We start from the raw sequence: 26007 nt of genomic DNA, 5'->3' as shown, positions 1-26007 counted from the left end.
CACCCCCCGGTCGTTCGGGCACGCTCCCACCCGCGTGCCCGGCAGTGCCGTTCCGCGAGGACGCCGACCGGCCTACCGGCGGCGACTCACCGCTCGCCGCGTGCGTACCGCCGCACCGCCGCCGGCACGAACACCACCAGCAGGACCGCACACCAGGCCAGTGATCCGGCGATCGGATGCGCCACTGGCCAGGCCGCGCCCTCCGGCACCGGCGCGTTCCCGAACAGGTCCCGCAGGGCCGTCGTCACCGCGCTGATCGGATTCCACTCGGCGACCGTCCGCAGCCAGCCCGGCAGCCCCTCGGTCGGGATGTACGCGTTGGACAGCAGCGGCAGCAGGAAGGTCGCGCCGCCCAACTGGCCCGCCGCCTCCTCGTTGCGCGTGGCCAGGCCGAGGAATATCCCGATCCAGGTCATGGTGAACCGGAACAGCAGCAACAGACCGAAGGCGCCCAGGGCCTCCCACGCGCTGCCCTCGACCCGCCAGCCCACCGCGAGCCCGACCAGCAGGAAGGGCACCGTCCCGGCCGCCGTCACCACCAGATCCGCGCCCGCCTGTCCGAGCGGCACCGCCGCCCGGCTCATCGGCAGTGTCCGGAAGCGGTCCATCACGCCCCGGTGCGTGTCCTGGGCGGCCTGGAACATCCCGGTCATGATCCCGCCCGCGGCGGTAGCCACGAGCAGGCCCGGCACCAGGAACGCCCGGTAGTCCTCGCCCGGCATCGCCAGCGCGCTGCCGAACACGTAGCCGAAGAACAGCAGCATGCTGACCGGCATGGTCTGGGTCAGGATCAGCAGCCCCGGGTTGTTCCGCAGCCGCCGCAGCTGGCGGCCCAGCATCGCGGTCCCGTCGTACGCCAGTGTGCTCATGCCGCGGTCTCCTTCTGTCCCAGGTCCTCGGTGAGCCGGAGGAACACGTCGTCGAGGGTCGGTGGGCGCAGGCTCGCGTCCAGCAACGGGACGCCGGCCGCGTCCAGTTCGCGCACCAGGCGCGGGAGGGTGAGCGTCGCGTCGCGGGTGACCGCGCCGACCGCGTTGCGGTCGTGGTCGAACGACGGCTGTCCGCCGGTGAGTTGATCGAGGACGCCGGCCGCCCGCACCATCACGTCCGGGTGCGCGACGACGACCTCGACATGGGCCCCGATGAGCCCCTTCAGCTCGGCCGGGGAGCCCGTGTGTGCGACCCGTCCCCGGTCCACCAGGGCGATGTCGTCGGCGAGTTGGTCGGCCTCCTCCAGGTACTGCGTGGTCAGCAGCACCGTCGTGCCGTCCGCGGTGAGATCGCGCACCGCGTCCCAGATCAGGTTGCGGCTGGCCGGGTCGAGGCCGGTGGTCGGCTCGTCCAGGAACAGCACCTCGGGGCGGCGGATCAGGCTCGCCGCCAGGTCGATCCGGCGGCGCATCCCGCCGGAGTAGGTGGACACGGGCCGGTCGGCGGACTCGGTCAGACCGAAGCGGTCGAGCAGCTCGCCGGCCCGCTCGGCAGGGCCCCGCACCCGGTGCAGCCGGGCGAACAGCCTCAGGTTCTGGCGGCCGCTCAGGTCCCCGTCGACCGAGGCGTACTGCCCGGTGACACCGATCCGGGTGCGGACCGCCGCGGCCTCGCGGACCAGGTCGTACCCGGCGATCCGGGCCGAGCCCGCGTCGGGCCGCAGCAGCGTGGTGAGCAGCCGGATGGCCGTGGTCTTGCCGGCCCCGTTCGGCCCGAGGACTCCGCAGACCGTGCCCCGCGCCACCGCGAGATCGAGCCCGCGCAGCGCGTGGACGGCACCGAAGTGCTTCTCCAGACCTTCACTAAGTACAGCGTACGTAGAAGTCATGGCTCGACCATAGCGCACTACGTACGGTGTACGTAACTAGGATGGGGAAAGAGGTGATGATCGATGGCGGGCCGAGCGGCCGTACCCGAAGTGATCTGGGCCCGTCCCGAGCGGACGGGCCGCGGGCCCAAACCGGCGTTCACGCGCGCGGACATCGCGGCGGCGGCCGTGCGGATCGCCGACGCGCAGGGGCTGGACGCGGTGTCGATGCGGCACGTCGCGGCCGAACTGGGCTGCGGCACCATGTCGCTGTACAACTACGTCCCCCGCAAGGAGGACCTGTACGAGCTGATGGTGGACGCGGTCAGCGGCGACCACGAGCTGTTCGAGCCGACCGGGGACTGGCGCGCCGACATGCTCCGCAACGCCCGCCAGACCAAGGCGCTCATGCACCGGCACCCCTGGATGGTGCGGCTGATGTCAGGGGCGTACGGCTTCAGCCCCAACGCCCTGCGGTACCTGGAGCACTGCCTGGCCTGCCTGGATCCGCTGGACGCCCCCTCCGGCACGAAGATCGAGCTGGTGGCGATGCTCAGCGGCTGTGTGACCGTGTACGTCTCCAACGAACTGGCCACGGCCGAGCGGGTGCGGTCGCTGCCGTGGTCGCAGGAGCAGGAGAACGCGGTACGGATCGCCTACATGGGGAGCCAGATCGCCTCCGGCGCCTATCCGAGGCTGGCCGCCTCCTTCATGGAGGACGCGGGGCCGATCGATCTGGAGGCCGTGTTCGAACGGATGCTGGTGCGCGTGCTGGACGGCTTCGCGCCCAGGGTCGGGGAGCAGGGGCCGGACTAGATCAGCGCGAGCTGGCCCTCCGGCCCCTCCTCGTGTCCGTCCAGTACCGACGCCGGCCTGCGGGCCGCGTCCGGTACCGGCAGGACGCCCGCCTTTCGCAGCTCCGCCGCCGTGATCGGCGCGGTCACCTCCGGCTCCTCCCGCGGCTCCGCGAGGAGCGCCAGCACGGTGATCAGCTCCAGCAGTTCCGACGTCCACCCCTGCGTCCAGCCCGTCGGGCGGATCGCCGCCAGCGTGCCCGGCTCGGCCTCCGCGGTGCGGGCCGTGAACCACTGCTCCAGCACCCGCACTCCGCCCACTTCGAAGTCCCAGGCCTCGGGCGGTACGGGGGAGACGCGGCCCTCGTCGAGGTGCAGGCTCTCCTCCTCACGGTCGTAGTGCAGGGTCAGCGGCCGGGACGGCAGCGGGGCCCGGACGTAGGGACGGCGGCCGCCGGGGAGCTTGGGGCGCTCGCCGTCGCGGCGCATCAGCCACAGCGTGCGGCGGCCCGACTCGACACCGCGCGCCCACAGTTCGGGGTCCTCGGTCAGGGGGACGGCCAGGCCGGGGCGTACGGCCGCCACCGTCCAGGCGAGCACGTCCAGCGGCTCGGGCGGGCGGCCGAGGCGGGTGCCCAGGTGCTCCAGCAGGCCGGGCGCGAGGTTGGGTTCCGTGCCGCCGGGGCGGCGGAAGAGCGGACGGACGCGGCCCGGGCGGAGCAGCGGCAGCAGGGAGGTCGCCAGCAGCGGAGGGTCGGCCGGCTCGGCGGCTGCCGGGATCTCGGCGACGAAGACCTGCTGCGCGTCGGCCACCCGCCACAACTCGGGCCGGGCCGCGTCGATCAGCCGGTGGTCGGGGATCAGCCACTGCTCGTCGAAGGGGGCGGCCAGGACGCGGACGGGCTCCGGGCAGGGGCCCGAGGCGCGGGCCAGCCTCTCCGTGCCGCCGCTCTGTCCCGGCAGCTGTCCGACCGCCGAGCGCAGGGTGCGGGAACGCGTCGGTTCGAACAGGGCCTCGCGGTCGGGTCCCTCGGCCTTCAGCAGGGCGTCCCAGCGGGCCTTCAGGGATGCCGCGTCGGGACCCGTCGGCCACCCCCGGCCGAGCCGCGGCGGTGCGACGGACCACGGCATGAGGTCCGCCAGCAGCGGAGCGTCGTCGTGCGTCACGCTGGGCATCGTACGACGTATTGAGCGCCCCGAAGGGGCGCGGGGAACTGCGCGACCAGCCCCCACCGGCCCGCAGGTTTGTCACCGGGCTCATGGCGGAGCGCTTACGCATCCAGGGTCACCGTGAAGGAGAAGCGGTCGCCGCGGTAGTGGATCACGACCGCGTCCAGCACCCGGCCCTTCGCGTCGTAGGTCACGCCCGTGTAGTGCAGGATCGGGCTGAGCAGCGGGACTTGGAGCAGCCGGGCCGTCTCCGGGTCGGCCAGCCGCGCCTCGACGGTGTCCGTGATGCGGCTGATGTCCGCGCCCACGACATCCCTGAGCACCTTGGTCATCGGCCAGCGCAGCAGGTCGTCGAGGTCGATGCGGGCGGCCAGTTCGGGGCGGACGTAGTTGCGGGCGTGGTTGGTCGGTTCACCGGACTTCTCGTCGCCGCGCAGCCGGTGGTAGGTGGCGACCTCGTCGAGATCCGGGAAGTGCTCGGCGAGTTCGGCCGGCACGGGCCGCGTGCCGTGCTCCAGCAGCTCGGTCGTCATCCCGGACTGCTGGGCCACGATGGCGTCCACCGAGCCGAGCAGCCGCACGGGGGCGCCGCGGCGGGCGTCCGGCTCGATGAAGGTGCCGCGTCTGCGGTGCCGCGTGATCAGCCCCTCGTCCTCCAGCTCCTTCAGCGCCTGCCGCATGGTCAGCACGCTCACCCCGTAGTGCCCCGCGAGCTGCTCCTCGGTGGGCAGCCGCAGCGGGTCCCGGGGTGAGCGGCCCAGTATCGAGGCGCGCAGCGACTGCGACACCTGGTACCAGAGCGGCAGCTTGCGGTTCAGGACGATCGAGTCCGGAGCGAAGGAGGTCACGGGCTATCCGTACCTTTCGCGGTTCGGTCAGTGCAACGGGCGGAAGTGACGTTCGAGGCCCGACCACACGTCGTCGTAGCCCTGTTGCAGGTGCTCCGCCCGGGCCGCCCGGGACGTCAGGGTGATCGGCCAGCGCGTCTCGAACATGAAGGCCAGGCCGTCGTCCACCTTCTGCGGCCTCAGTTCGGCCGCGCTCGCCCGGTCGAACGTCTCCCGGTCCGGACCGTGCGCCGACATCATGGTGTGCAGCGAGCCGCCGCCGGGCACGAACCCCCCTTCGCCGGCGGTCTTCGCGTCGTACGCGCCCTCGATCAGGCCCATGTACTCGCTCATCACGTTGCGGTGGAAATACGGCGGCCGGAAGGTGTCCTCACCCACCAGCCAGCGCGGCGCGAAGACCACGAAGTCGACACCGGCCAGCCCCGGGGTGTCGGACGGAGACGTCAGCACCGTGAAGATCGACGGGTCCGGGTGGTCGTAGGAGATGCTGCCCAGCACATTGAAGCGGCGCAGGTCGTAGCTGTACGGCACATGGTTGCCGTGCCAGGCGACGACATCGAGCGGGGAGTGGTCGTAGGTGGCCGTCCAGAGGTTGCCGCAGTACTTGTTGACCACCTCCACCGGTCCCTCGGTGTCCTCGTAGGCGGCGACGGGCGTCAGGAAGTCCCGGGGGTTGGCGAGCCCGTTGGCGCCGATCGGGCCGAGGTCGGGGAGGCGGAAGGGGGCGCCATAGTTCTCGCACACATAACCGCGTGCCGTGGCATCCAGCAGCTCCACACGGAAGCGGACCCCACGCGGGATCAGCGCCACCTGGCCGGGCTCCACGGGCAGGAGCCCGAACTCGGTGCGCAGCAGCAGTCCGCCGAGCTCCGGGACGATCAGCAGCTCGCCGTCGGCGTCGCCGAAGACCCGCTCCATCGAGGACGTGGCGTGATAGAGGTGCACGGCCATGCCGGTGCGCTGGGTGGCGTCGCCGTTGCCGCCGAGGGTCCACAGTCCCGCCAGGAAGTCGGTCCCCGGCGCGGGCTCCGGCAGCGGGTCCCAGCGCAGGCGGTTCGGGTCGGGCACCGACTCCGTGAAGGGGGCCGTGCGGATCGAGCCGTTCTCCGTGCGGGTGAACGCCGGATGTGCGGCCGACGGGCGGATCCGGTACAGCCACGAGCGGCGGTTGTGGGCCCTCGGCTCGGTGAAGGCCGTCCCGCTGAGCTGCTCCGCGTACAGGCCGAGCGGGGCGCGCTGCGGCGAGTTGCGGCCCTCGGGCAGGGCGCCGGGCACCGCCTCCGAGGCGTGCTCGTTGCCGAAACCGGAGAGGTGGGCCAGTCCCTCGGCGGTCTTGCGCGCGTCCCCGCTCATGATCACTCCCTGGATAACTGATTCCTATGCAACACCGTAGGATTGCGGTTTCCCGGACGCAAGAGGTGAGCCGGACGTCCTCATCGAGAACGATCGGAAGGAGACCGGAACCCGACCCCAGGGGGATTCGAGGTGTCGGACCGGTGTTCTACGCTCCCGGGCATGTCGTGGAGGCGGGGAGTCCTGGCCGTGCTCGCGGTCTGTGTCCTGTTGCTGACCGGATCCGCGGGCTGCGGTTCCAGTGGTACGCGGGAGCAGGAGAACGGGAAGAACGGATCCCCGCCCTCCCCGGTCGGCGAAGTCCTCGACGAACGGGACAAGGAGGGCCACCGCTACCGCGAGGTCGACGAGCAGGGCGCGCCCGACGTCGGCATCGAGGTGCAGCCCGCCGCCGACGGCGCCTGGGACGTACGGCTGACCGTGCGCCACTTCCGCTTCTCGCCCGCCGGCACCCCGGCCCGGGCCGCGGCCGGGCAGGGCTTCGCCCGTCTCTTCGTGAACGGGCGCCCGGTCGTCGTCCTGCGAAACCCCGAGTACCGCCTCCCGGCCCGCTACGTCCCGCACGGCACCCACCACCTCACCGCGCGCCTGTACGCCGACGACTCCACGGTCTGGGCCGTCGACGGCGAGCCCGTCGAGAGCACGGCCGACATCACCGCTTCCGCACCGGACCCCGGTGCGAACGGGAGCGACGCGCTGAGTGCCCCGGCCCCCGTCTCCCGTACCGGGGGGCGAGGTTCCCCGGACGACGGCGGAGAGGCATCATGAAGCCCGTGCCCCACGTGACATCGCTCCGTCGCGCTCCCGTGCAGCGGCGCAGCGCCGAACGGCTGACCAGGATTCTCGACGCCTGCGCCGACCTGCTCGACGAGGTCGGCTACGACGCCCTGAGCACCCGGGCCGTCGCCCAGCGCGCCGAGGTGCCCATCGGCTCGGTCTACCGCTTCTTCGGCAACAAGCGCGCGATGGCCGACGCACTCGCCGAACGCAACCTGGAGCGCTACACCGAGCGCGTCACCGCCCGTCTGAAGGACGCCGGTGACGGCGGCTGGCGCGTGGCCATGGACGCCGTGCTCGACGAGTACCTCGCCATGAAGCGCACCGCCCCCGGCTTCTCCCTCGTCGACTTCGGCAACCAGATTCCGGTCGGCGCCCGCCACACCGAACCCAACCACCGCGTCGCCGACCGCCTCACCGACCTCCTCTCCGGCTACCTCGTCCGCACGCCCGACGACGACCTCCGCCGCGTCTTCCTCATCGCCGTCGAAACCGCCGACGCCCTGGTCCACCTCGCCTTCCGGATGGCCCCGGAGGGGGACGAACGGATCATCGCGGAGACGCGGGAGATGCTGCGGGCCTATCTGGCGCGCGTACTGGACTGACCCGTTCCCGCGCCAAGGGCCCCACCGCGTCCCGCCGTTGCTAGGGTGATCACACCTTGGGTCGGGCATGGGGGGACGCGATGGCTCGGGTGGTCTGCATCCACGGGATCGGCCGGCAGTACGCGGGAGAAGCGGAGTTGACCGGCTCCTGGCGCCCCGCGCTGACCGACGGCCTGCGCCGGGCCGCCTCCCCGCTGACCCTCACCCCCCACGACGTGCGCTGCGTCTTCTACGGCGACCTCTTCCGCCCGCCCGGCCGCACCCTCGCGATCGGCGACCCACCGCTGGACGCCTCGGACGTGGGCGAGGGATTCGAGACAGAGCTGCTGTTCGCGCTGTGGGAGGAGGCGGCCCGTACGGATCCGGGCGTCATGCCGCCCGACGCGCGCACCCTCGTCCGCACACCGCGGTCGGTGCAGAGGGCGCTCGACGCCCTGGGCCAGTCGCGGTTCTTCGCCTCCCTCGCCCTGCGCGCCCTGGTCCTCGACCTGAAGCAGGTCCGCGCCTATCTGCACGACCCCGCGGTGCACGCCGCCGTGCAGGCACGCGTCGCGGCGGCCGTCACCGACCGCACCGAGGTCGTCGTCGGGCACTCCCTGGGCAGTGTGGTCGCCTACGAGGCGCTGTGCGCGCATCCCGAGTGGCCGGTGCGGGCCCTGCTCACCGTCGGCTCGCCGCTCGGCATCCGACGGCTCGTCTTCGACCGGCTGCGGGTCGGTGAGAGCGGAACACCGGGGGACTGGCCGGGCTCGGTCACGTCCTGGACCAACCTCGCCGACGAGGGTGACGTCGTCGCGCTGGTGAAGGATCTGCGCCCCCTGTTCGGGCCGGACATACGCTGCCTGACCGTGCACAACGGCTCCCGGGCGCACGATGCGACGCGCTACCTCAACACCGTCGAGGCGGGCCGGGCGATCGCCGATGGCTGCCTCCCGCACTGAGGACGGCGGGCCCCCGGAGCCGCCGCCCCGCCGCTACCTGATCACCGCGACCGTCCCGCGGGTACCTGCCTTCCCCCACCTCGAACGGCCGGAACTCGCCCGTGACGTACGCCGGGTGGAGGATCTCTTCGTCGGGCTGCTCGGGTACGAACGGGCCGCCGTCACCGGCCCCGACCCCACCAAGGAGCAACTGCTCAAGGCGTTACGGGCGTTCGCCGTCTCCGACGAGCGCCGGCCCGACGACTACGTGGTGCTCTACTTCGCCGGCCACGGCGCCGTCGCCGAACAGAGCGGCCGCCACTACCTGTTGACCGCCGACAGCGACGGGGACCTGCGGGGCACCGCCCTGCCGACGGAGGACCTGGTCGCCCAGCTCTGGGAGGAGACCGGGATCGAGCGGCTGCTGGTCCTGCTGGACGCCTGCCATTCCGAGGCCGGTCTCGAAGAGGCGCTGGGCGGTGCCCTGCGCGACCGCCGGTTCCGGCCCACCGGCGGCCGGAGCCCCGGCAACGGCCTGGTCATGATCGCCTCGTCGCGGCGCAAGCAGGAGACCGCGCCGGGCGCCCTGTCCTCAGCGTTCGACCGGGCCGTGCGCCGGGAGGCCATGTACGCCGGCCGGGTACCCCGGCATCTGCGCCTGGACGACGTCATGGAGCGCGTCTCACGCGACCCCGAGGTGCCGGACTGGCAGGAACCCGTCGTCCACACGGTCCACTGCACCTCCGGCTCACCGCTCTTCCTGCCCAATCCCCGCCATGTGCCCGGCGCCCGGGACCGCAGGGTCGACGAGGGCGACGAACTCTTCGCGCGGTTCGCCCGCGGCCGGGAGGAACGCAAGGCCGAACTGACCGCCCACTTCGACCCGAGGGCGCGCGGGACCGACGTACCGGCCTCCGAGGTCGCGTACTTCACCGGCCGGCACGCCGCGCTGCGCACGGTCACCGCATGGCTCGCCCCCGAACGCGCCGACGAACGGCTCTGCCTGGTCACCGGGGACCCGGGCTCCGGCAAGTCCGCGCTCCTCGGGCTGGTGACGGTCCTGGCCGACACCCGGCGCCGGGCCTCCCTGCCGCGTGACGGACTGCCCGCCGACGCTGTACCGGCCCCGGGGGCCCTGCACGACTCCGTGCTCGCCAGCCACAAGTCCACCCGGCAGATCCTCGACCGGCTCGGAGCCGCCGCCGGCATGGGCGGCGTGGAATCGCCGGACGCGCTCGTGCGCACGCTGCAACGGCGGACCGAACCGCTGGTCGTGATCCTCGACGCCGTCGACGAGGCACTCGCCCCGCAAGAGGTCGTCGACATGGTGCTGGCGCTGACGGACCCCGCTCTCGGACTGCCCCTGCGCCTGCTGCTCGCCGCCCGGCGGCACGTGACCGACCAGCTGAGCACCGGCGTGCTGCGCGTCGACCTCGACGACGAGCGGTACGTCGATCCGCCCGCCGTACGGGCCTACGTCCGCAAGCTCTTCGCGGCTCCCGGGTCGACCCTGGCGGACCACCGGGCCGACCATCTCGGCGCCATCGCGGACGCCGTCGCCGAGGCCGCGGGGCGCTCCTTCCTCGTGGCCCTCATCACCGCGCGCACCCTGGTCCGCGAGGCACCGCCCGCCGATCCCTACGACCCGGCCTGGCGGGCCGGACTGCCCACGCGGCCCGGTCAGGCCATGCAGCGCGATCTGGAGCGGCGTCTCGGCGAGGGCACCCGCCGGGCCCGGGACCTGCTGCTGCCCCTGGCCTTCGCCCAGGGCGCCGGACTGCCCTGGGGCGGCGTGTGGCCGGGCCTCGCCACGGCACTGGCTGGGCGCGAGTACACCAGCGAGGACATCGTCTGGCTGCGGGAGGTGGCCGGTTCCTATCTGGTGGAGACCGAGGAGGACGGCGAGTCCGTCTACCGCGTCTACCACCGCGCCCTCATCGACCATCTGCGCGCCGGGCACGCCACCCGCTCCGCGCAGCGCACCGTCACCCGCGTCCTGCGCACGACCGATCACCCGTACGTCCGGCGGTACCTGGCCCGCCACGCCGCCGAGGGCGGTGTGCTGGACGACCTGGTGCAGGACGCCTCCTTCGTGCTCCGGGCCCATCCCGGACCGCTGCTCGCCGCGCTGCCCGCCCTGCGCACACCGGCCGGGCAGGCGGCCGGCCAGGCCCTGCGGGACCTCGAACCCCTACTGCGCGACCACGGGGGCGGCGGCCCGGACCCGACCGCGCTGGCCCGGTTGCGGCTGGCCGCCGTCTGTCGTCGGGCGGACGCGCTGGCACGCTCCTGCGACCTGGACGTGCCGCTGCCCTGGCGGGCCCGCTGGGCGGTGTGGGACCCGCGGGAGGGCGACCGCTCCCTGGCCGGGCTCCCCGGCGGCCGGGGCGTGGTCGTGCCGATGCCGAGAGGCGGGGCCCGGGTCGTGGAGCCGGGCGAGGGCGGAGAATCCCTCGTCCGCGGACGGGACCTCGTCACCGGCCGGGCGGTGCGCACCAGACGGCTGCCCTTCACCCTGTACGACACGACGCTGACCGCCCTGCCGGCGCTCGGCCCGTGCGTGGCCGTCCTGTCCGCCGATTTCGGTGACGTCCGCAGTGTCACCCGGCGCGTCCTCGGCCGCTCGGAACCGACGCAACGGCCGGGCTCCGCCCTGGTGCGCCGGCTGCTGGGGCAGGCCGCCGACCGCGCCGGGCGGGGCACACCGGTACGGCGCGAGGTGTCCGAGGCGCGCCTGCTGCACGTCTGGCGGCTCGACGGGACCGCGGACACGGGCACCTGGCGGCTGCCGGCGCACCCGACCCTGGACCAGGAGGGTCACGCGCGCGGCCTGGTGCCCGCCGAGGAGCTGACCGTGCTGCGGGCGCGGGGCGGAACGCGGTACGCGGCCCTGCGCTTCACCGGCGGGCAGGTCGTCGTGCACGCGCTGGCGGAGACCAGTGACCTGCCCGACCTGCCCCGGCGACGCTGGCGCCAGATCCATCCCACCGACCAGGCGCTCTACAACCAGCTGCGCGCCCAGCGCATGGCCACCGTCTCGGCCACCCTGGGACCGGAGGTACCGGGTGCGGGCAGGCACCTGAGGCTGCCGCCCGTCACCCGCTGCGTCGCCCCCGCCGGCGCCCTGCCCGGCGAGCTGCTGCTCGGCCACGCGGACGGCAGCGTCACCGTCTACGCGGCGGACCGCCACCTCCCGCGCCGGTTCACGCCCGGACACGAGGGAGCGGTGACCGCGCTGGAAGTGGTGCGGCCCGACGGTGAGGGACGCCTGCTGGTGTCGGCCGGTCGCGACGGCTCGGTCCGGCTCACCGCGCTGGACACGGGAGAGCCCGTCCGCACCCTGCACCGGGGCGCCGCGGCGGTGAGCGCCGTCGCCGTGCACCGGGTGGAACCGGACGGCCAGTGGCTGGCGGCCGTGGCCACCGCCGACGGCCTGCTGCACCGGATCGATGTCGCCAGCGGCCGCCCGGTCGGCCGCCCGACGCGCTGCGGCGGCGCGGGCGAGCGCGCGCTCACCACGCTCGACCTGCACGGCAGGCCGAGCGCACTGGTCCGGCAGCCGGGCCGGCCGGGCGCCCAGGTGTACGCCCTCGACACCGGGGAGCGCATCGGCGCCCCGGCCTCGCGGCACGAGGTCACCGCCCTGTGCACCGTGAACGGCACGGTGTGGGTGGGCGGTTCGGACGGCGTCGTCCGCTGCTGGCCGACCGAGCACGCGGCGAACACCACACGCGTCGACGCGCACGACGAGCGGATCCTCGCGCTCGGCGTGATTCGCGGTCCCCGGGGCGTCCCGGCGGTCGTCAGCGTGGGCCAGGACCACATGATCCGCTGCTGGTCGGCGGACGGCACGGCCCACGAGCTGTGGCACCGCTCGGTACCCCGTCCGCACCCGTGGGAGGTGCCGCTGATCGGGGCGGCCGCCGTCGGCAGTACGGCGGACGGACGGGACGTGGTGGTGACGGGGGAGTACGGCGGCGTGGTCCGGGTGCTCGTGCTGCGGAACGGACTCGCCGTGGCCGAACAGCGGTTCACGGTCCCGGAGACGGTGACAGCCCTGTGCGTGGGGCGGGTGCGCGGCCGGGACGTCGTGGTGGTCGGCACGGGGACCGGCCGGGTGTCGTGCTGGGACGTGACCGGTGCCCGCTGGTACGCGCGCGGACCGGCGCCCGACCGGGAACGCTGGACCACCGCCCTCGCTCTCGGCCCCGACGGTTCCGGTCGTCTCGCCGTCGGCGCCGACGACGGCACCGTCCAGGAGTGGCTGCTGCCGGGCTGCCGCCCCCTCGGGCCGCCGCGGACGGTGCACACGCGGGTGGCCGCCCGGGACCCCCTGCCCGGTTCCACGGCGCGGGTCACGGGTGTGGCCCATGTGCCCGGGCCGGACGGGCCGTTGCTGGTCAGCGCCGGCAGCGACGGGCGCCTGGAGGAGGTCGCGGGAGGTCCTGGACACGGGCTTCCCGCCCCCGCCTCGGTGCTGACCGCCACGGCGGAAGGCGTGCTGTGCGGGGACGAACGAGGGGATGTCTTCCTGCTGGGCCGCTCCGGGCGGGAATGGCGCATGCTCCGGGCATTGGAGAGCGTGCGCCCGGTCACCGCCGTCGCCGTGGTCGAGGGGAGGGACCGGACCGATGTGGTGGCGGGCGGCCCGGACGGCGAGATCGCGGTCCGCGACCTGCGCGACGGCACGGCCCGGGGGCGGCTGCGGCCGGTCTCCGACGGCCCGGTGGCCGCCCTGAGCACCGAGGACGGTCCGGGTCCGGTCCTGCTCTCCCGCAGCGTCCACGGTGTCGTGGAGCGCTGGGACCTCACGGATCCGGCCCGGGCCTGGCTCGGCGTGGCCGACCTGCGCCACCGGGACACCCCCGGGGTGTGGCGGCTGCGGCTGGGACGGCGACGCGTCCTCGCCTCGTGGACCGACTTCGCCAGACGGCTGGAGACCCGCACGGAAGTACCGTCGACGCTGCCTGATGTCGTGCGGTTGGTGGTGCGTCAGAAGCTCACCCGCCGTGCCCCGGACCCCTCGCTGACGGGACTGCTGTTCCGGGATCTGGACGACGGGACGCTCTTCCAGGGAGACATGCTGGGTTTCGGGGTCCAGCACGTGGTGGCGCGCGATGATCCGGTGCGCCCGGAACTCTTCCTGGCCTGGAACGAGAGGGTGCACATCTACGGCGTCGACCCGGACGATCCCGCCCGTGCCGAGATCGTGGGCGCGTATTACGCGCCCTTCCCGATCCGGCACATGGCTCCGCTGCCCGGGCTCAGGTGTGCCGTGGCCGGAGACGGTCCCGGCGAGTTCGCCCTGCTGGGACCCGGAATCCTCGACCAGCATGTGCCGGTCACGATCCCGTCCGTGGTGACCGGTCTCTCCGCGGGGCCCGACGGCACACTGGCCGTCGCCACCCCCAACGGGCTGGTCGTCCTCCAGGTGCCGTCCGAGGTCCCCGAATCCTCCGCACCCCCCGAACCCTTCGCACCCTCCGACGAACGGTGAGCCCGCCCCCCTCCCGGCAGGGCATACCGATCGGTATGCTCACCCGGACAGGCGCCGCTGCCCTCCGGGAGGACCCGTGTCCCGTACCGCCCTACGCATCTGCCCGCTGTGCGAGGCCACCTGCGGACTGACGCTCACCATCGAGGGGAGCCGGGTCACCGGGGCCCGCGGGGACCGTGACGACGTGTTCAGCAAGGGGTTCATCTGCCCGAAGGGGGCCTCCTTCGGGGCCGTCGACGGGGATCCCGACCGGCTGCGCGCCCCGCTGCTGCGCAAGGACGGCGAGCTGCGGGAGGTGAGCTGGGAGGAGGCGTTCGACGCGGTCGCCGCCGGGATCCGGCCCGTGGTGGAGCGGTACGGGGCGAACTCCGTGGGGGTCGTCCTCGGCAACCCCAATGTGCACACCATGGCCGGCGCCCTCTACCCGCCGGTCCTGCTCGCCGGGCTCGGCACCCGCAGCGTCTTCACCGCCTCGACGGTCGACCAGATGCCCAAGCACGTCTCCAGCGGGCTGCTGTACGGCGACGCCAACGCGATCCCGGTGCCGGACCTGGACCGCACCGACCATCTGCTGCTCATCGGGGCCAACCCCCTGGAGTCCAACGGGAGTCTGTGCACCGCGCCCGACTTCCCGGGCAGGCTCAAGGCGCTCAAGGCCCGCGGCGGCACCCTCACCGTGATCGACCCCCGCCGCACCCGCACGGCCCGGCTCGCCGACCGGCACATCGCGATCCGGCCGGGCACCGACGCGCTGCTGCTCGCGGCGATGGCCCAGGTGCTGTTCGCGGAAGACCTCGTGGATCTCGGCGCGTTGGCACCGCACGTGCAGGGACTCGACGAACTCGGCTCGGCGGTCAGGGAGTTCACGCCCGAGGCGGTGACCGACGCCTGTGACGTGGACGCCGGGACGATCCGGGTCCTCGCCCGCGAGCTCGCCGCCGCTCCCACCGCCGCCGTGTACGGCCGGATCGGCAGCTGCACCGTGCCGCACGGGACCCTCGCGAGCTGGCTCGTCGACATCCTCGCCGTCCTCACCGGCAACCTCGACCGGCCCGGCGGCTCCCTCTTCCCGCAGGCGGCCACCGACCGGACGCCCCGGCCCGCGGGGCCCAGCCATGGCTTCAGCCTCGGGCGATGGCACTCCCGGGTGAGCGGACACCCCGAGGCGAAGGGGGAGTTGCCGCTCTCCGCGCTCGCCGAGGAGATCGACACCGCGACCCGGGAGGGCGAGCCGATCCGCGCCCTGATCGTCGTCGGCGCCAACCCGGTGCTCTCCGCCCCCGACGGGAACCGGCTCGACAAGGCCCTCGGCTCGCTCGGCTTCATGGTCAGCGTCGATCCCTACCTCAACGAGACCTCGCGCCACGCCCACGTCGTACTGCCCCCGCCGCCGCCCGCGCAGAGCCCGCACCACGACTTCGCGTTCAACACCCTCGCCATCCGCAACCAGGTCCGCTACACCCGCCCCGCGGTGCCGCTGGAGCCGGGCCGGACGGCCGAGACCGAGATCCTGGCCCGGCTGGTCCTGGCCGCGACCGGCATGCACGGCGCCGACCCGTCCGCCGTGGACGACCTGGTCATCGGCCAGAGCCTCGGCAAGGCCGTCAAGGAACCGCACTCCCCGGTCCACGGCCGCGACCCGCACGAACTCGCCGCACAGCTCACCGGCATCAGCGGTCCCGAGCGGCGGCTCGACATGATGCTGCGCCTGGGCCCCTACGGCGACGGTTTCGGCGTACGACCGGACGGGCTGAGCCTGGACAGGCTGCTCGCGCATCCCCACGGCATCGACCTCGGGCCGCTCGCGTCCCGTCTCCCGCAGCCGCTGAAGACGCGCAGCGGGAAGGTGGAGCTGCTGCCGGGGCCGATCGCGGACGACCTGCCCAGGCTCCGGGAGGCGATGACCCGGCGCCCCGACGGACTCGTCCTGGTGGGCCGCCGCCATCTGCGCTCCAACAACAGCTGGATGCACAACGTGCCCGCCCTGACCGGCGGCAGCAACCGCTGCACCCTCCAGATCCACCCCGAGGACGCCGAGCGGCTCGGAGTCCGGGACGGGGCGCCGGTCCGCGTCAAGGGAGCCGGGGGAGAGGTGACCGCCCCCGCGGAGGTCACCGACGGGGTGCGCCCGGGCGTGGTCAGCCTGCCGCACGGCTGGGGCCACGACCGGCCGGGCACCCGCCTGCGCCACGCCGCCGCCGACCCCGGCGTCAACGTCAACCAGCTCCTCGACGGCAGCCTGCTCGACCCGCTCTCGGGCAACGCGGTCCTCAACGGAGTGCCCGTCGCGGTGGCCCCCGTGACGCCCTCCGTGACCGAAAAGCTCACCGCTCTGACCTGAGCAAAGCTGTGACCAGGAGTTTTGCGCTTATTGCTCGCATGTCAACGTCTTGTTAACGCTGCTTGACGGGACCTAACGTCATCGCACCGCCGTCCCTGGTGGGATGTTCAAGGGCGAACGTTAGGTATCCACTCATGCTGACCATCCTCGGCTTCGCCATGATCGCGACCTTCCTGGTCCTGATCATGATGAAGAAGATGTCGCCGATCGCGGCGCTCGTGCTGATCCCGGCACTGTTCTGCGTCTTCGTAGGGAAGGGCGCCAAGCTCGGTGACTACGTCATCGAAGGCGTCACCAGCCTCGCCCCCACCGCGGCGATGCTCATGTTCGCGATCGTCTACTTCGGTGTGATGATCGATGTCGGTCTCTTCGACCCGATCGTGCGCGGGATCCTGAAGTTCGCGAAGGCCGACCCGATGCGGATCGTCGTCGGCACGGCGATCCTCGCCGCGATCGTCTCGCTGGACGGCGACGGCTCGACCACCTTCATGATCACCGTCTCGGCGATGTACCCGCTGTACAAGCGCCTGAAGATGAGCCTGGTCGTGATGACCGGTGTCGCCGCGATGGCCAACGGCGTGATGAACACCCTGCCCTGGGGCGGCCCGACCGCCCGCGCCGCCACCGCGCTGAAGGTGGACGCCAGCGACATCTTCGTCCCGATGATCCCGGCCCTGGCCGTGGGCCTGCTCGGCGTCTTCATCCTCTCGTACGTGCTCGGCATGCGTGAGCGCAAGCGGCTCGGTGTGCTCACGCTGAGCGAGGTCCTGGTGGACGAGAAGGTCGAGGAGACCGAGACCGTCCTGGTCGGCGCCGGCTCCGGTGCCTCCGGCACGGGCAAGGGCAAGGGCGCGGTGGCCACCGGCGGGTCCGGCTCGGGCACCGACGCCGAGGACGACGAGGCCGGCGACGCACAGCGCTTCCAGGTCCTCGACCCCAACCGGTCCACCCTGCGCCCCAAGCTCTACTGGTTCAACGCGCTGCTCACGGTCACCCTGCTCACCTGCATGATCATGGAGTGGCTGCCGATCCCGGTGCTGTTCCTGCTCGGCGCCGCGCTCGCCCTCACCGTGAACTTCCCGCACATCCCGGACCAGAAGGCCCGCCTGGCCGCCCACGCGGACAACGTCCTCAACGTCTCCGGCATGGTCTTCGCCGCCGCCGTCTTCACCGGCGTCCTCCAGGGCACCGGCATGGTCGACCACATGGCCCGCTGGATGGTGGACGTCATCCCCGAGGGCATGGGCCCGCACATGGCCCTGGTCACCGGCATCCTGAGCCTCCCGCTCACCTACTTCATGTCGAACGACGGCTTCTACTTCGGTGTCCTCCCGGTGCTCGCCGAGGCCGGCGCGGCGCACGGCGTCACGCCGCTGGAGATGGCCCGCGCCTCCCTGGTCGGCCAGCCGCTGCACATGTCGAGCCCGCTCGTCCCGGCCGTCTACGTCCTGGTCGGCATGGCCAAGGTGGAGTTCGGCGACCACACCAAGTTCGTCGTCAAGTGGGCGGCGCTCACATGCCTCATCATCCTCGGGGCAGGAATCCTCTTCGGAATCATCTGACCGTCATGGAGGACATCGTCGTGAGGCCCGGTGGGAACCGCGGCTGGCTGCTCCGCCTCGTCATCGCCTTCAGCTTCGCGCAGGGGGCGGTGTCCATGGCCCGGCCCGCCGTCTCCTACCGGGCCCTCGCGCTGGGCGCGGACGAGCGGGCCATCGGCGTCATCGCGGGGGTCTACGCCCTGCTCCCGCTGTTCGCCGCGGTCCCCCTGGGCCGCCGCACCGACCACGGCCGCTGCGCGCCCCTGCTGCCGGCCGGCGTGGTCCTGATCTCCGGCGGCTGCGCCCTGAGCGGCATCGCGAACTCCCTGTGGGCGATGGCGGTCTGGAGCGGGGTGATGGGCCTCGGCCACCTCTGCTTCGTGATCGGCGCCCAGTCCCTGGTGGCCCGCCAGTCCGCCCCGCACGAACAGGACCGCAACTTCGGCCACTTCACCATCGGCGCCTCGCTCGGCCAGCTGATCGGCCCGGTCGCGGCGGGCGCGCTGATCGGCGGGTCCGACATGGCGCGCACGAGTGCGGTGGCACTGCTCGTCGCGGGTGCGGGCGCGGCGGTCGCGTTCACGTCGTTGTGGCGCATAGAGCACCGCGACACGGCGTCCAAGTCCCGCGAGAAGCAGGGCGACCGGGTCCCCGTCGGGCGCATCCTGCGGGCGCGGGGCGTGCCCGGGGGCATCTTCGTCAGCCTCGCGGTGCTCTCCGCGACCGACATCCTCACCGCCTACCTTCCCGTGGTCGGCGAACACCGGGGCATCGCCCCCTCCGTGATCGGCCTCCTGCTCAGCCTGCGCGCCGCGGCCACGATCGCCTGCCGCCTGGTGCTGACACCCCTGCTGCGCCTGCTGGGCCGCTCCCTGCTCCTGACGGTCACCTGTCTGCTGGCGGCCGTGCTGTGCGCGGGGGTCGCCCTGCCGGTGCCGGTGTGGGCGCTCGCCGTGATGCTCGCGGTCCTCGGCTTCTGCCTCGGCGTGGGCCAGCCCCTGTCCATGACCACGGTCGTCCAGGCCGCCCCCGACGGCGCCCGCTCCACAGCCCTCGCCCTCCGCCTCACCGGCAACCGCCTCGGCCAGGTCGCCGCCCCCGCCACGGCGGGCCTGGTCGCCGGGGTCGCGGGCGTGGCGGCACCGTTCGTGATGCTGGGCGCCCTGCTGCTGATCTCTTCGGGGGTGGCGCTGCGTTCACCTGAACGAACCACCAAGGACGCGACGCGCCACCCAGGGGCGCGAGGAACTGCGCGACCAGCCCCCACGCAGCCGCACCCGAAGACACCGCCGAGCTGAACCAGGCCGTCCGGTTTCTCACCAGCTGGACGGAACCGTCCGATCCACGGCAACTCCCTTCCCCGGGCTCACACAATCCGTTAGCTTCCGTCACCCACACACGACCGCGGAGCACCTCGCGCCCAGTGAGCCCCCGGGGGCACCTGCCATGACACGCGCCATCTCTCTGCACGACGTGAGCAAGACCTACACGCGGGGCGTCCGCGTGGTGGACCGGCTGTCGATGGACATCGAGCCCGGCGAGTTCCTCGTCCTGCTCGGCCCCTCCGGCTGCGGCAAGTCCACCGTGCTCAGAATGATCGCCGGTCTGGAGGACATCACCGAGGGGCAGCTGCTGCTGGACGGGGAGTACGCCAACGACCTGGTCCCGGCCGCACGGCACATGGCGATGGTGTTCCAGAACTTCGCGCTGTACCCGAACATGACCAGCCGCGGCAACATCGGCTTCCCGCTCCGCATCGAGGCCCCCGGCGAGGATCCGGGCCCCCGCGTGGACGCCACCGCCCGCATGCTGGGCATCCAGGACCTCCTCGACCGCTTCCCCGCGCAGCTCTCCGGCGGCGAACGCCAGCGCGTGGCCATGGGCCGGGCCATCGCCCGCCACCCGTCCGCCTTCCTGATGGACGAACCGCTCTCCAACCTCGACGCCAAGCTCCGCAACCACTTACGCGCCGAGATCGCCGCGCTGACCCGGCAGCTGGGTGTCACCACGGTCTACGTCACCCACGACCAGGCCGAGGCCATGTCGCTCGGCGACCGGGTCGCCGTCCTGCGCGGCGGGGTGCTCCAGCAACTGGGCACCCCGCGCTCGGTCTACGCCCTGCCCCGCAACATCTTCGTCGCCGCCTTCATCGGCACTCCGCGCATCAACCTCCTGCGCGGCCTGGTCCGGGCCCCGCTCGACGGGGCGATGACCGTCAGCCTCGGCAAGCAGTCCTTACGGCTGCCCGAACCGCTGTGCCTGGACCACCAGTTGCTCCGTGTCCAGCAGGGCCGCGAGGTCATCGTGGGCCTGCGCTCGGAGGCGATCCGCCTGGCCAAGCCGGCCTCGGCCCGCCCCGGCGAGGTGGCGATCAGCGGTCTGGTGGAGCACGTGGAGTTCCAGGGCCACGAGATCCTGGTCCACTTCAACACCGGGTCCCGGCCCGCCGTCGTACCGGACCTGGAGGCCCCGCGCCCGGCCGCCCGTCCGTCCAGGCGCCGCCGTCGGGACGGCGGATCCGTCCTGGGGCGGTTCCGGGAGCGGGCCGGAGCCCTGCGCGCCGGACCGCCGGTGATGCTGGACGAGCCGGAGGACGCGGAACCCGAACCGGATCCGTCGGACACCCGTCTGCCCGGCGACCTGGTCGTCCGCACCACCCCCGACATCGACCTCCGCCGTGGCATGCAGGTCCCCCTCCTCGTGGACATCGCCCACCTGTTCGTCTTCGACCAGCACGGCGAACGCATCTGCCCGGCGCCCACCCGGCTGCCCGACCTGGAGGGGTGAATCCCCGGCGCGGCTGCGGGACTTGGCGGGGCCGGCCCCGTTAGGCATGGGGACATGAACGTGCACTTCACCCGAAGCCGGGCCATTCTCACCGCCGCCGGCCTCCTGCTGGCCGTCGCCGCACCGACCGCGTACGCCACCCTCGACACCGCCGGGCCGCCCGCCCCGCCGGTGCGCGGAGAGCCGTACGTCGAGAGCCGGCTGCTGTTCGGCACCGCGCGGCCCGACGGCGGTCCGGCCGTCACCGACGCGCAGTTCACGCGCTTCGTCGACCGGGAGGTCACCCCCGAGTTCCCCGAGGGGCTCACCGTGCAGAGCGGGCGCGGGCAGTGGCGGGACGCGGGCGGGGTGATCGAGAAGGAGCGGTCGTACGAGCTGATCCTGCTGTACCCGGTGGCGAAGGCGGCCGTGAACGACCCGAAGATCGAGGAGATCCGCCGGGCCTACGAGAAGGCGTTCGGGCAGGAGGCGGTGGGCCGGGTGGACGACCGGGCCCGGGCCGACTTCTGATCACGTCCGCCGGAGCGTCTGGCGCCGGAAAACTAACATCGCTAGTTTAGGTGCCGGACGACGGAACGGCCCGGCCCCGGAGGAAGCGCGATGAAGGCACACGACGGCATGTACATCGACGGCGGATGGCGCCCCGCCGCCGGCGCGGACACCATCGAGGTCGTGAACCCGGTCGACGAGCAGATCCTCGGCCGGGTCCCGGCCGGTACCGCCGAGGACGTCGACGCCGCCGTGCGCGCCGCCCGTGCCGCCCTCCCGGGCTGGGCCGCGACCGCCCCCGCCGACCGGGCCGCGCGCCTGGGCGCCCTCCGGGACGTCCTGTCGGCCCGCGCCGAGGAGATCGCCGAGACGGTCACCGCCGAACTCGGCTCGCCGCTGAAGTTCTCGCAGGCCGTCCACGCGGCCGTGCCCATCGCCGTCGCGGGTTCGTACGCCGAGCTGGCGGCGGCGTACGCCTTCGAGGAGAAGGTCGGCAACTCGACCGTCCACCACGAGCCGGTCGGTGTGGTCGGCGCGATCACGCCCTGGAACTACCCGCTCCACCAGATCGTCGCCAAGGTGGCCCCCGCGCTGGCCGCGGGCTGCACGGTGGTCCTCAAGCCCGCCGAGGACACCCCGCTCGTCGCCCAGCTCTTCGCCGAGGCGGTCCACGAGGCCGGGCTCCCGGCGGGCGTCTTCAACCTCGTCACGGGTCTCGGCCCGGTCGCCGGACAGGCCCTCGCCGAGCATCCGGACGTCGACCTGGTCTCCTTCACCGGCTCCACGGCCGTCGGCCGGAAGATCGCCGCCGTGGCGGGTGCGGCGATCAAGAAGGTCGCCCTGGAACTGGGCGGCAAGTCCGCCAACGTGATCCTGCCGAGCGCCGACCTCGCCAAGGCCGTCAACGTCGGCGTCGCCAACGTGATGTCCAACTCCGGGCAGACGTGCAGCGCCTGGACCCGCATGCTGGTCCACACGTCGCAATACGAGGAGGCGCTCGGCCTCGCCGCGGCCGCCGCCGCGAAGTACGGCGACCGCATCGGCCCCGTCGTCAACGCCAAGCAGCGGGAACGGGTGCGGAGTTACATCGAGAAGGGGCTCGCCGAAGGCGCCCGGCTGATCGCGGGCGGACCCGAAGCACCGCGCGAGCGGGGCTACTTCGTCAGCCCGACCGTCTTCGCCGACGTCACCCCCGACATGACCATCGCCCAGGAGGAGATCTTCGGCCCGGTCCTGTCCGTCCTCGCCTACACCGACGAGGAGGACGCCCTGCGCATCGCCAACGGCACGGTCTACGGCCTCGCCGGCGCCGTCTGGGCCGGCGACGAGGCCGAGGCGGTGGCCTTCGCGCGCCGCATGGAGACCGGACAGGTCGACATCAACGGCGGCCGCTTCAACCCCCGTGCCCCGTTCGGCGGTTACAAGCAGTCGGGCGTGGGCCGCGAACTCGGCGTCCACGGCCTCGCCGAGTACCTCCAGACCAAGTCCCTCCAGTTCTGAGGAGCCCTCCCGTGGTCCGTGCCGCCGTCCTTCCCGCCGTGGGCGCTCCCCTGGAGATCGCCGAGATCGACCTGCCGGATCCCGGCCCCGGGCAGGTCCGGGTCCGGCTCGCCGCCGCCGGCGTCTGCCACTCCGACCTGTCCCTGTCCAACGGCACCATGCGCGTGCCCGTCCCCGCCGTCCTCGGCCACGAGGGCGCGGGCACGGTCCTCGCGGTCGGCGAGGGCGTCACCGGTGTCCGCCCCGGCGCCGAGGTCGTCCTCAACTGGGCGCCGTCCTGCGGCGGTTGCCACGCCTGCTCGCTCGGCGAGGTCTGGCTGTGCGCCAACGCGCTGAACGGCGCCGCGGACGTCTACGCCCGCACGGCGACGGGCACCGACCTCCATCCCGGCCTGAACGTCGCCGCGTTCGCCGAGGAGACGGTCGTCCCGGCCTCCTGCGTCCTGCCGCTCCCCGAGGGCATCCCCCTCACCGACGCGGCGCTGCTGGGCTGCGCGGTCCTCACCGGCTACGGAGCCGTCCACCACGCGGCGCGCGTCCGCGAGGGCGAGACGGTCGCGGTGTACGGCGTCGGGGGAGTGGGCCTGGCGGCCCTCCAGGCGGCCCGGATCGCGGGCGCCTCACGGATCGTCGCGGTCGACGTCTCGCCGGCGAAGGAGGAGCTGGCACGCGCCGCGGGAGCCACCGACTACGTGATCGCCTCCGAGACCACCGCACGCGAGATCCGGGCCCTGACCGGCAAGCAGGGCGTCGATGTCGCCGTCGAGTGCGTGGGCCGCGCGAGCACCATCCGCACGGCCTGGGACTCCACCCGCCGCGGCGGCCGCACCACGGTCGTCGGCATCGGCGGCAAGGACCAGCAGGTCACCTTCAACGCCCTGGAGATCTTCCACTGGGGCCGCACCCTGTCCGGCTGCGTGTACGGCAACGCCGACCCGGCCGAGGACCTGCCGGTGCTCGCCGGGCACGTCCGGGCGGGCCGCCTGGACCTGGGCGCGCTGGTGACGGAGCGGATCGCGCTGGAGGGCATCCCGGCCGCGTTCGAGAACATGCTGGCGGGCAAGGGCGGCCGGGCGCTGGTGGTGTTCTGAGCCGCTCTCGGAGCCCCTGAGCCTCCTCTGAGCCCCACGCGCGACACACGAAGCCCCGGAGCCCCTCAGGTGCTCCGGGCAACCTTCCCGCCCACCCGTTGACCCCATACCGTCCGGTCAGTATGTTCGCCGCCAACGTCCCCTCGCACCCAACGGAGCGTGCACGCATGGACATGGCCCCCTCCGCTCCCTCCCTCCCCGGCACCGCCCTCCCCCCGGTGAACCGGCGTCGTGTGGCCACCGCGGCGGCGCTCGCCTCCGCCGTCGAGTGGTACGACTACTTCGTCTTCGGCATAGCCGCCGCCCTCGTCCTCGGCGACCTGTACTTCCCGGCGGGCAGCTCCACCGCAGGCGTCCTCGCCTCCTTCGCCACCTTCGCGGTGGGCTTCCTCGCCCGCCCGCTCGGCGGCATCGTCGCCGGCCACCTCGGCGACAAGCGCGGCCGCAAGCCGATGCTGGTCCTCGCGCTCACCCTCATGGGCCTGGCCACCACCGGCATCGGCCTGCTGCCGACGTACGACACCATCGGCGTCGCCGCCCCGATCCTGCTGGTCGCCCTGCGCGTCCTCCAGGGCATCGCCGTCGGCGCCCAGTGGGGCGGCGCGATGCTGCTGGCCACCGAGTACGCCCCCGAGGGCAAGCGCGGTGTCTACGGCAGCGTCGTCCAACTCGGCGTCCCCATCGGCGTGGTGACCGCCAACACCGTCTTCCTGCTCGCCGGGGCCTCCACCACGGACACCGAGTTCGCCGCCTGGGGCTGGCGGGTGCCGTTCCTGATCGGCCTGGTCGTCCTCGGGCTCGCCTGGTACATCCACACCCGGGTCGAGGAGACCCCCGAATTCCGGCAGGCCGAACAGCAGTTGGCGCAGCAGGAGAAGGGTGACCAGAGCTCCCCGCTGCGCACGATCCTCCGGCACCACCTGGGCACCGTGCTCCTGGCCGGCGGCTCCTTCGCCGTGAACACCGCGACCTTCTACATCCTGATCACCGGTGTCCTCGACTACACGACCCGCGAACTCGACATGAGGAAGAGCGCGGTCCTCACCGTCTCGCTGTGCGTCAGCCTCACCCAGCTGATCCTGATCCCGGCCGCCGCCGCGCTCTCCGACCGCCTCGGCCGGATCCGGATCTACGCGATCGGCGCGGCCGGCATCGCCCTGTGGGCCGTCCCGCTGTTCCTGCTCATCGACACCGGCTCGCTGCTGTGGCTCGCCGTCGGGACCTTCGTCGCCAGCTGCTTCCTCAGCATCATGTACGGCCCTCAAGCCGCCCTGTTCGCCGAGCTGTTCACGCCCGAGATGCGCTACACCGGCGCCTCGCTCGGCTACCAGATCGCCGCGGTGCTCGGCGGCGGGCTCGCGCCCTTCATGATGGTGCTGCTCCTGGAGGCGACCGGAACCTCGATGGCGGTGTCCGGCTACATCATCGTGCTGTCGGTGATCGCCCTGGTCTCCATCAAGGTCCTGGCCGACCGGTCGCGTTCACACTGAGTCCGACGCCTTCGCGGGCCGCGGCTCCGGAGCGACCTCCGGCTCCGCGGCCCGCCGCCGGGACCGCGACACCGCCACCCCGGCCAGGCACAACGCCCCACCGGCCAGCGTGAGCGGGCCGGGCACCTCGTCCAGCACCAGCCACGACATCAGCACGACCAGCGCGGGCACCGCGTACGTGGTCGCCCCCATCCGGCTCGCGGTCGTCCGGGCGAGGGCGTACGCCCAGGTCGTGAAGGCCAGCGCGGTCGGGAACACGCCCAGGTACACCATGTTGAGCGTCGCGGAGGCCGGCGCCCTCGCCGCCTCCGACACCAGCTGCCCGGCGAACGGCAGGCACATCACGGCGCCGACCAGACACCCGAACGTCGTCATCTGGAGCGCGCTCGCCCGCTCCAGGGCCGGCTTCTGCGCCACGACACCGCCGGCGTACCCGACCGCGGCGAGCAGACACAGCGCGACGCCGAGGACCGACGAGCCGCCGTGGTCCGACATCGACAGACCCACCGCGACGGCGCCCGCGAACGACACCGCCATGCCCGCCAGCAGGCGCGGCGGCATCGCGTCGCCCAGCAGTCGGGCGCCGAGCAGGGCGATGAGGATCGGGCCGATGTTCACCACCAGGGCCGCCGTCCCCGCGTCCACCAGCTGTTCGCCCCAGTTCAGGGCCACCATGTACAGGCCGAACCAGAGCACCCCCGAGACCGCGATGCCCCGCCATGCGGAGCGGGGCGGCAGACCTTCCCTGCGCAGGAGGCAGATCGCTCCCAGTGCCAGTCCTCCGGCCAGGAGCCGTCCCAGCGCGAGGGCGCCCGGTGAGTACGCGGCGCCCGCGCTGCGGATCGAGACGAAGGCGGACGCCCACAGGACGACGGTGACGGTGGCGGCACCGGCGGCCAGGAGTTCGGTACGGCGGGAGGCGTGCATCATGCTCCAGAGGCTAGGGAGGGCGGGGTGCGGGCACTGGCGGGATGCGGACGGGGCGCCGGCCGGGTGGGGTTTCTCG

At 73.1% G+C, this 26007-nt stretch carries 19 protein-coding genes; 13 read left to right on the top strand and 6 right to left on the bottom strand.

Features of this window, described 5'->3' with window-relative positions; genetic code table 11:
• Nucleotides 1-86 precede the first annotated feature (86 nt).
• Together SLINC_RS10380 and SLINC_RS10375 are read right to left on the bottom strand one after the other, a co-directional pair.
• Entirely contained in the window at nucleotides 87-869 is a 783-nt protein-coding gene (locus SLINC_RS10380) for an ABC transporter permease (protein ID WP_067429761.1), read from the bottom strand.
• Nucleotides 866-1819 (bottom strand): ATP-binding cassette domain-containing protein, encoded by a 954-nt coding sequence (locus SLINC_RS10375; RefSeq protein WP_067429758.1) that lies wholly within the window; start codon nucleotides 1817-1819, stop codon nucleotides 866-868. Before SLINC_RS10375 ends, SLINC_RS10380 begins: the two co-directional genes overlap by 4 nt.
• 63 nt (nucleotides 1820-1882) lie before the next feature.
• On the opposite strand from SLINC_RS10375, the gene SLINC_RS10370 reads away from it, so the two are divergent.
• Nucleotides 1883-2614, top strand: a complete 732-nt coding sequence (locus SLINC_RS10370; RefSeq protein ID WP_067429755.1) for a TetR/AcrR family transcriptional regulator — start codon at nucleotides 1883-1885, stop codon at nucleotides 2612-2614.
• Here the strand turns inward: SLINC_RS10370 and SLINC_RS10365 are convergent.
• The 3 genes from SLINC_RS10365 to hmgA form a co-directional block, all read right to left on the bottom strand.
• On the bottom strand, nucleotides 2611-3768 hold the full coding sequence (locus SLINC_RS10365; protein WP_067429752.1) for a type ISP restriction/modification enzyme: 1158 nt from the start codon (nucleotides 3766-3768) through the stop codon (nucleotides 2611-2613). The genes SLINC_RS10370 and SLINC_RS10365 overlap by 4 nt on opposite strands.
• A gap of 95 nt (nucleotides 3769-3863) precedes the next feature.
• A complete protein-coding gene (locus SLINC_RS10360) occupies nucleotides 3864-4610 on the bottom strand; it encodes a GntR family transcriptional regulator (RefSeq protein WP_067429749.1) in 747 nt (248 codons plus the stop codon).
• A 27-nt stretch (nucleotides 4611-4637) separates the two neighbouring features.
• A complete protein-coding gene (hmgA, locus tag SLINC_RS10355) occupies nucleotides 4638-5963 on the bottom strand; it encodes a homogentisate 1,2-dioxygenase (RefSeq protein ID WP_067445199.1) in 1326 nt (441 codons plus the stop codon).
• A 162-nt stretch (nucleotides 5964-6125) separates the two neighbouring features.
• Between hmgA and SLINC_RS10350 the strand changes: the two genes are divergently transcribed.
• The 12 genes from SLINC_RS10350 (at nucleotide 6126) to SLINC_RS10295 (ending at nucleotide 25001) form a co-directional block, all read left to right on the top strand.
• Nucleotides 6126-6731 carry a hypothetical protein gene (locus SLINC_RS10350; protein WP_107406582.1) on the top strand — a complete coding sequence of 202 codons (606 nt, stop codon included), beginning with the start codon at nucleotides 6126-6128 and terminating at the stop codon, nucleotides 6729-6731.
• Complete coding sequence (locus tag SLINC_RS10345; RefSeq protein WP_067429747.1) at nucleotides 6728-7345, top strand: TetR/AcrR family transcriptional regulator; 618 nt, start codon at nucleotides 6728-6730, stop codon at nucleotides 7343-7345. Before SLINC_RS10350 ends, SLINC_RS10345 begins: the two co-directional genes overlap by 4 nt.
• A gap of 80 nt (nucleotides 7346-7425) precedes the next feature.
• Nucleotides 7426-8286, top strand: coding sequence for a hypothetical protein (locus SLINC_RS10340; RefSeq protein ID WP_067429744.1), 861 nt, complete (start codon nucleotides 7426-7428; stop codon nucleotides 8284-8286).
• Nucleotides 8267-13762 (top strand): caspase family protein, encoded by a 5496-nt coding sequence (locus SLINC_RS10335; RefSeq protein ID WP_067429741.1) that lies wholly within the window; start codon nucleotides 8267-8269, stop codon nucleotides 13760-13762. Before SLINC_RS10340 ends, SLINC_RS10335 begins: the two co-directional genes overlap by 20 nt.
• 76 nt (nucleotides 13763-13838) lie before the next feature.
• A complete protein-coding gene (locus SLINC_RS10330; protein ID WP_067429738.1) occupies nucleotides 13839-16103 on the top strand; it encodes a molybdopterin oxidoreductase family protein in 2265 nt (754 codons plus the stop codon).
• A 134-nt stretch (nucleotides 16104-16237) separates the two neighbouring features.
• A complete protein-coding gene (locus SLINC_RS10325) occupies nucleotides 16238-17665 on the top strand; it encodes a CitMHS family transporter (RefSeq protein WP_067429735.1) in 1428 nt (475 codons plus the stop codon).
• A 20-nt stretch (nucleotides 17666-17685) separates the two neighbouring features.
• Nucleotides 17686-18942 (top strand): MFS transporter, encoded by a 1257-nt coding sequence (locus tag SLINC_RS10320; RefSeq protein ID WP_067445197.1) that lies wholly within the window; start codon nucleotides 17686-17688, stop codon nucleotides 18940-18942.
• A gap of 148 nt (nucleotides 18943-19090) precedes the next feature.
• The gene (locus SLINC_RS10315; protein ID WP_067429732.1) at nucleotides 19091-20431 is read left to right on the top strand and encodes an ABC transporter ATP-binding protein; all 1341 of its coding nucleotides are present in this window, start codon (nucleotides 19091-19093) and stop codon (nucleotides 20429-20431) included.
• A 54-nt stretch (nucleotides 20432-20485) separates the two neighbouring features.
• Nucleotides 20486-20941, top strand: coding sequence for a DUF3574 domain-containing protein (locus SLINC_RS10310; RefSeq protein WP_067429729.1), 456 nt, complete (start codon nucleotides 20486-20488; stop codon nucleotides 20939-20941).
• 90 nt (nucleotides 20942-21031) lie between these two features.
• Nucleotides 21032-22420: an aldehyde dehydrogenase family protein gene (locus tag SLINC_RS10305; RefSeq protein ID WP_067429726.1), complete on the top strand. Its 1389-nt coding sequence runs from the start codon at nucleotides 21032-21034 to the stop codon at nucleotides 22418-22420.
• Between the two features lie 11 nt (nucleotides 22421-22431).
• Entirely contained in the window at nucleotides 22432-23511 is a 1080-nt protein-coding gene (locus SLINC_RS10300; protein ID WP_067429723.1) for a Zn-dependent alcohol dehydrogenase, read from the top strand.
• Between the two features lie 167 nt (nucleotides 23512-23678).
• Nucleotides 23679-25001 carry an MFS transporter gene (locus tag SLINC_RS10295; RefSeq protein WP_067429720.1) on the top strand — a complete coding sequence of 441 codons (1323 nt, stop codon included), beginning with the start codon at nucleotides 23679-23681 and terminating at the stop codon, nucleotides 24999-25001.
• On the opposite strand, the gene SLINC_RS10290 is transcribed toward SLINC_RS10295, so the two are convergent.
• The gene (locus SLINC_RS10290; RefSeq protein WP_067429717.1) at nucleotides 24993-25931 is read right to left on the bottom strand and encodes a DMT family transporter; all 939 of its coding nucleotides are present in this window, start codon (nucleotides 25929-25931) and stop codon (nucleotides 24993-24995) included. The genes SLINC_RS10295 and SLINC_RS10290 overlap by 9 nt on opposite strands.
• Between the last annotated feature and the right edge of the window lie 76 nt (nucleotides 25932-26007).

The sequence above is a fragment of the Streptomyces lincolnensis genome (genome assembly GCF_001685355.1).
GTDB lineage: Bacteria > Actinomycetota > Actinomycetes > Streptomycetales > Streptomycetaceae > Streptomyces > Streptomyces lincolnensis.
The sequence above is the reverse complement of the archived record's forward strand: the minus strand, read 5'-3'. Positions and strand labels throughout refer to the sequence as shown.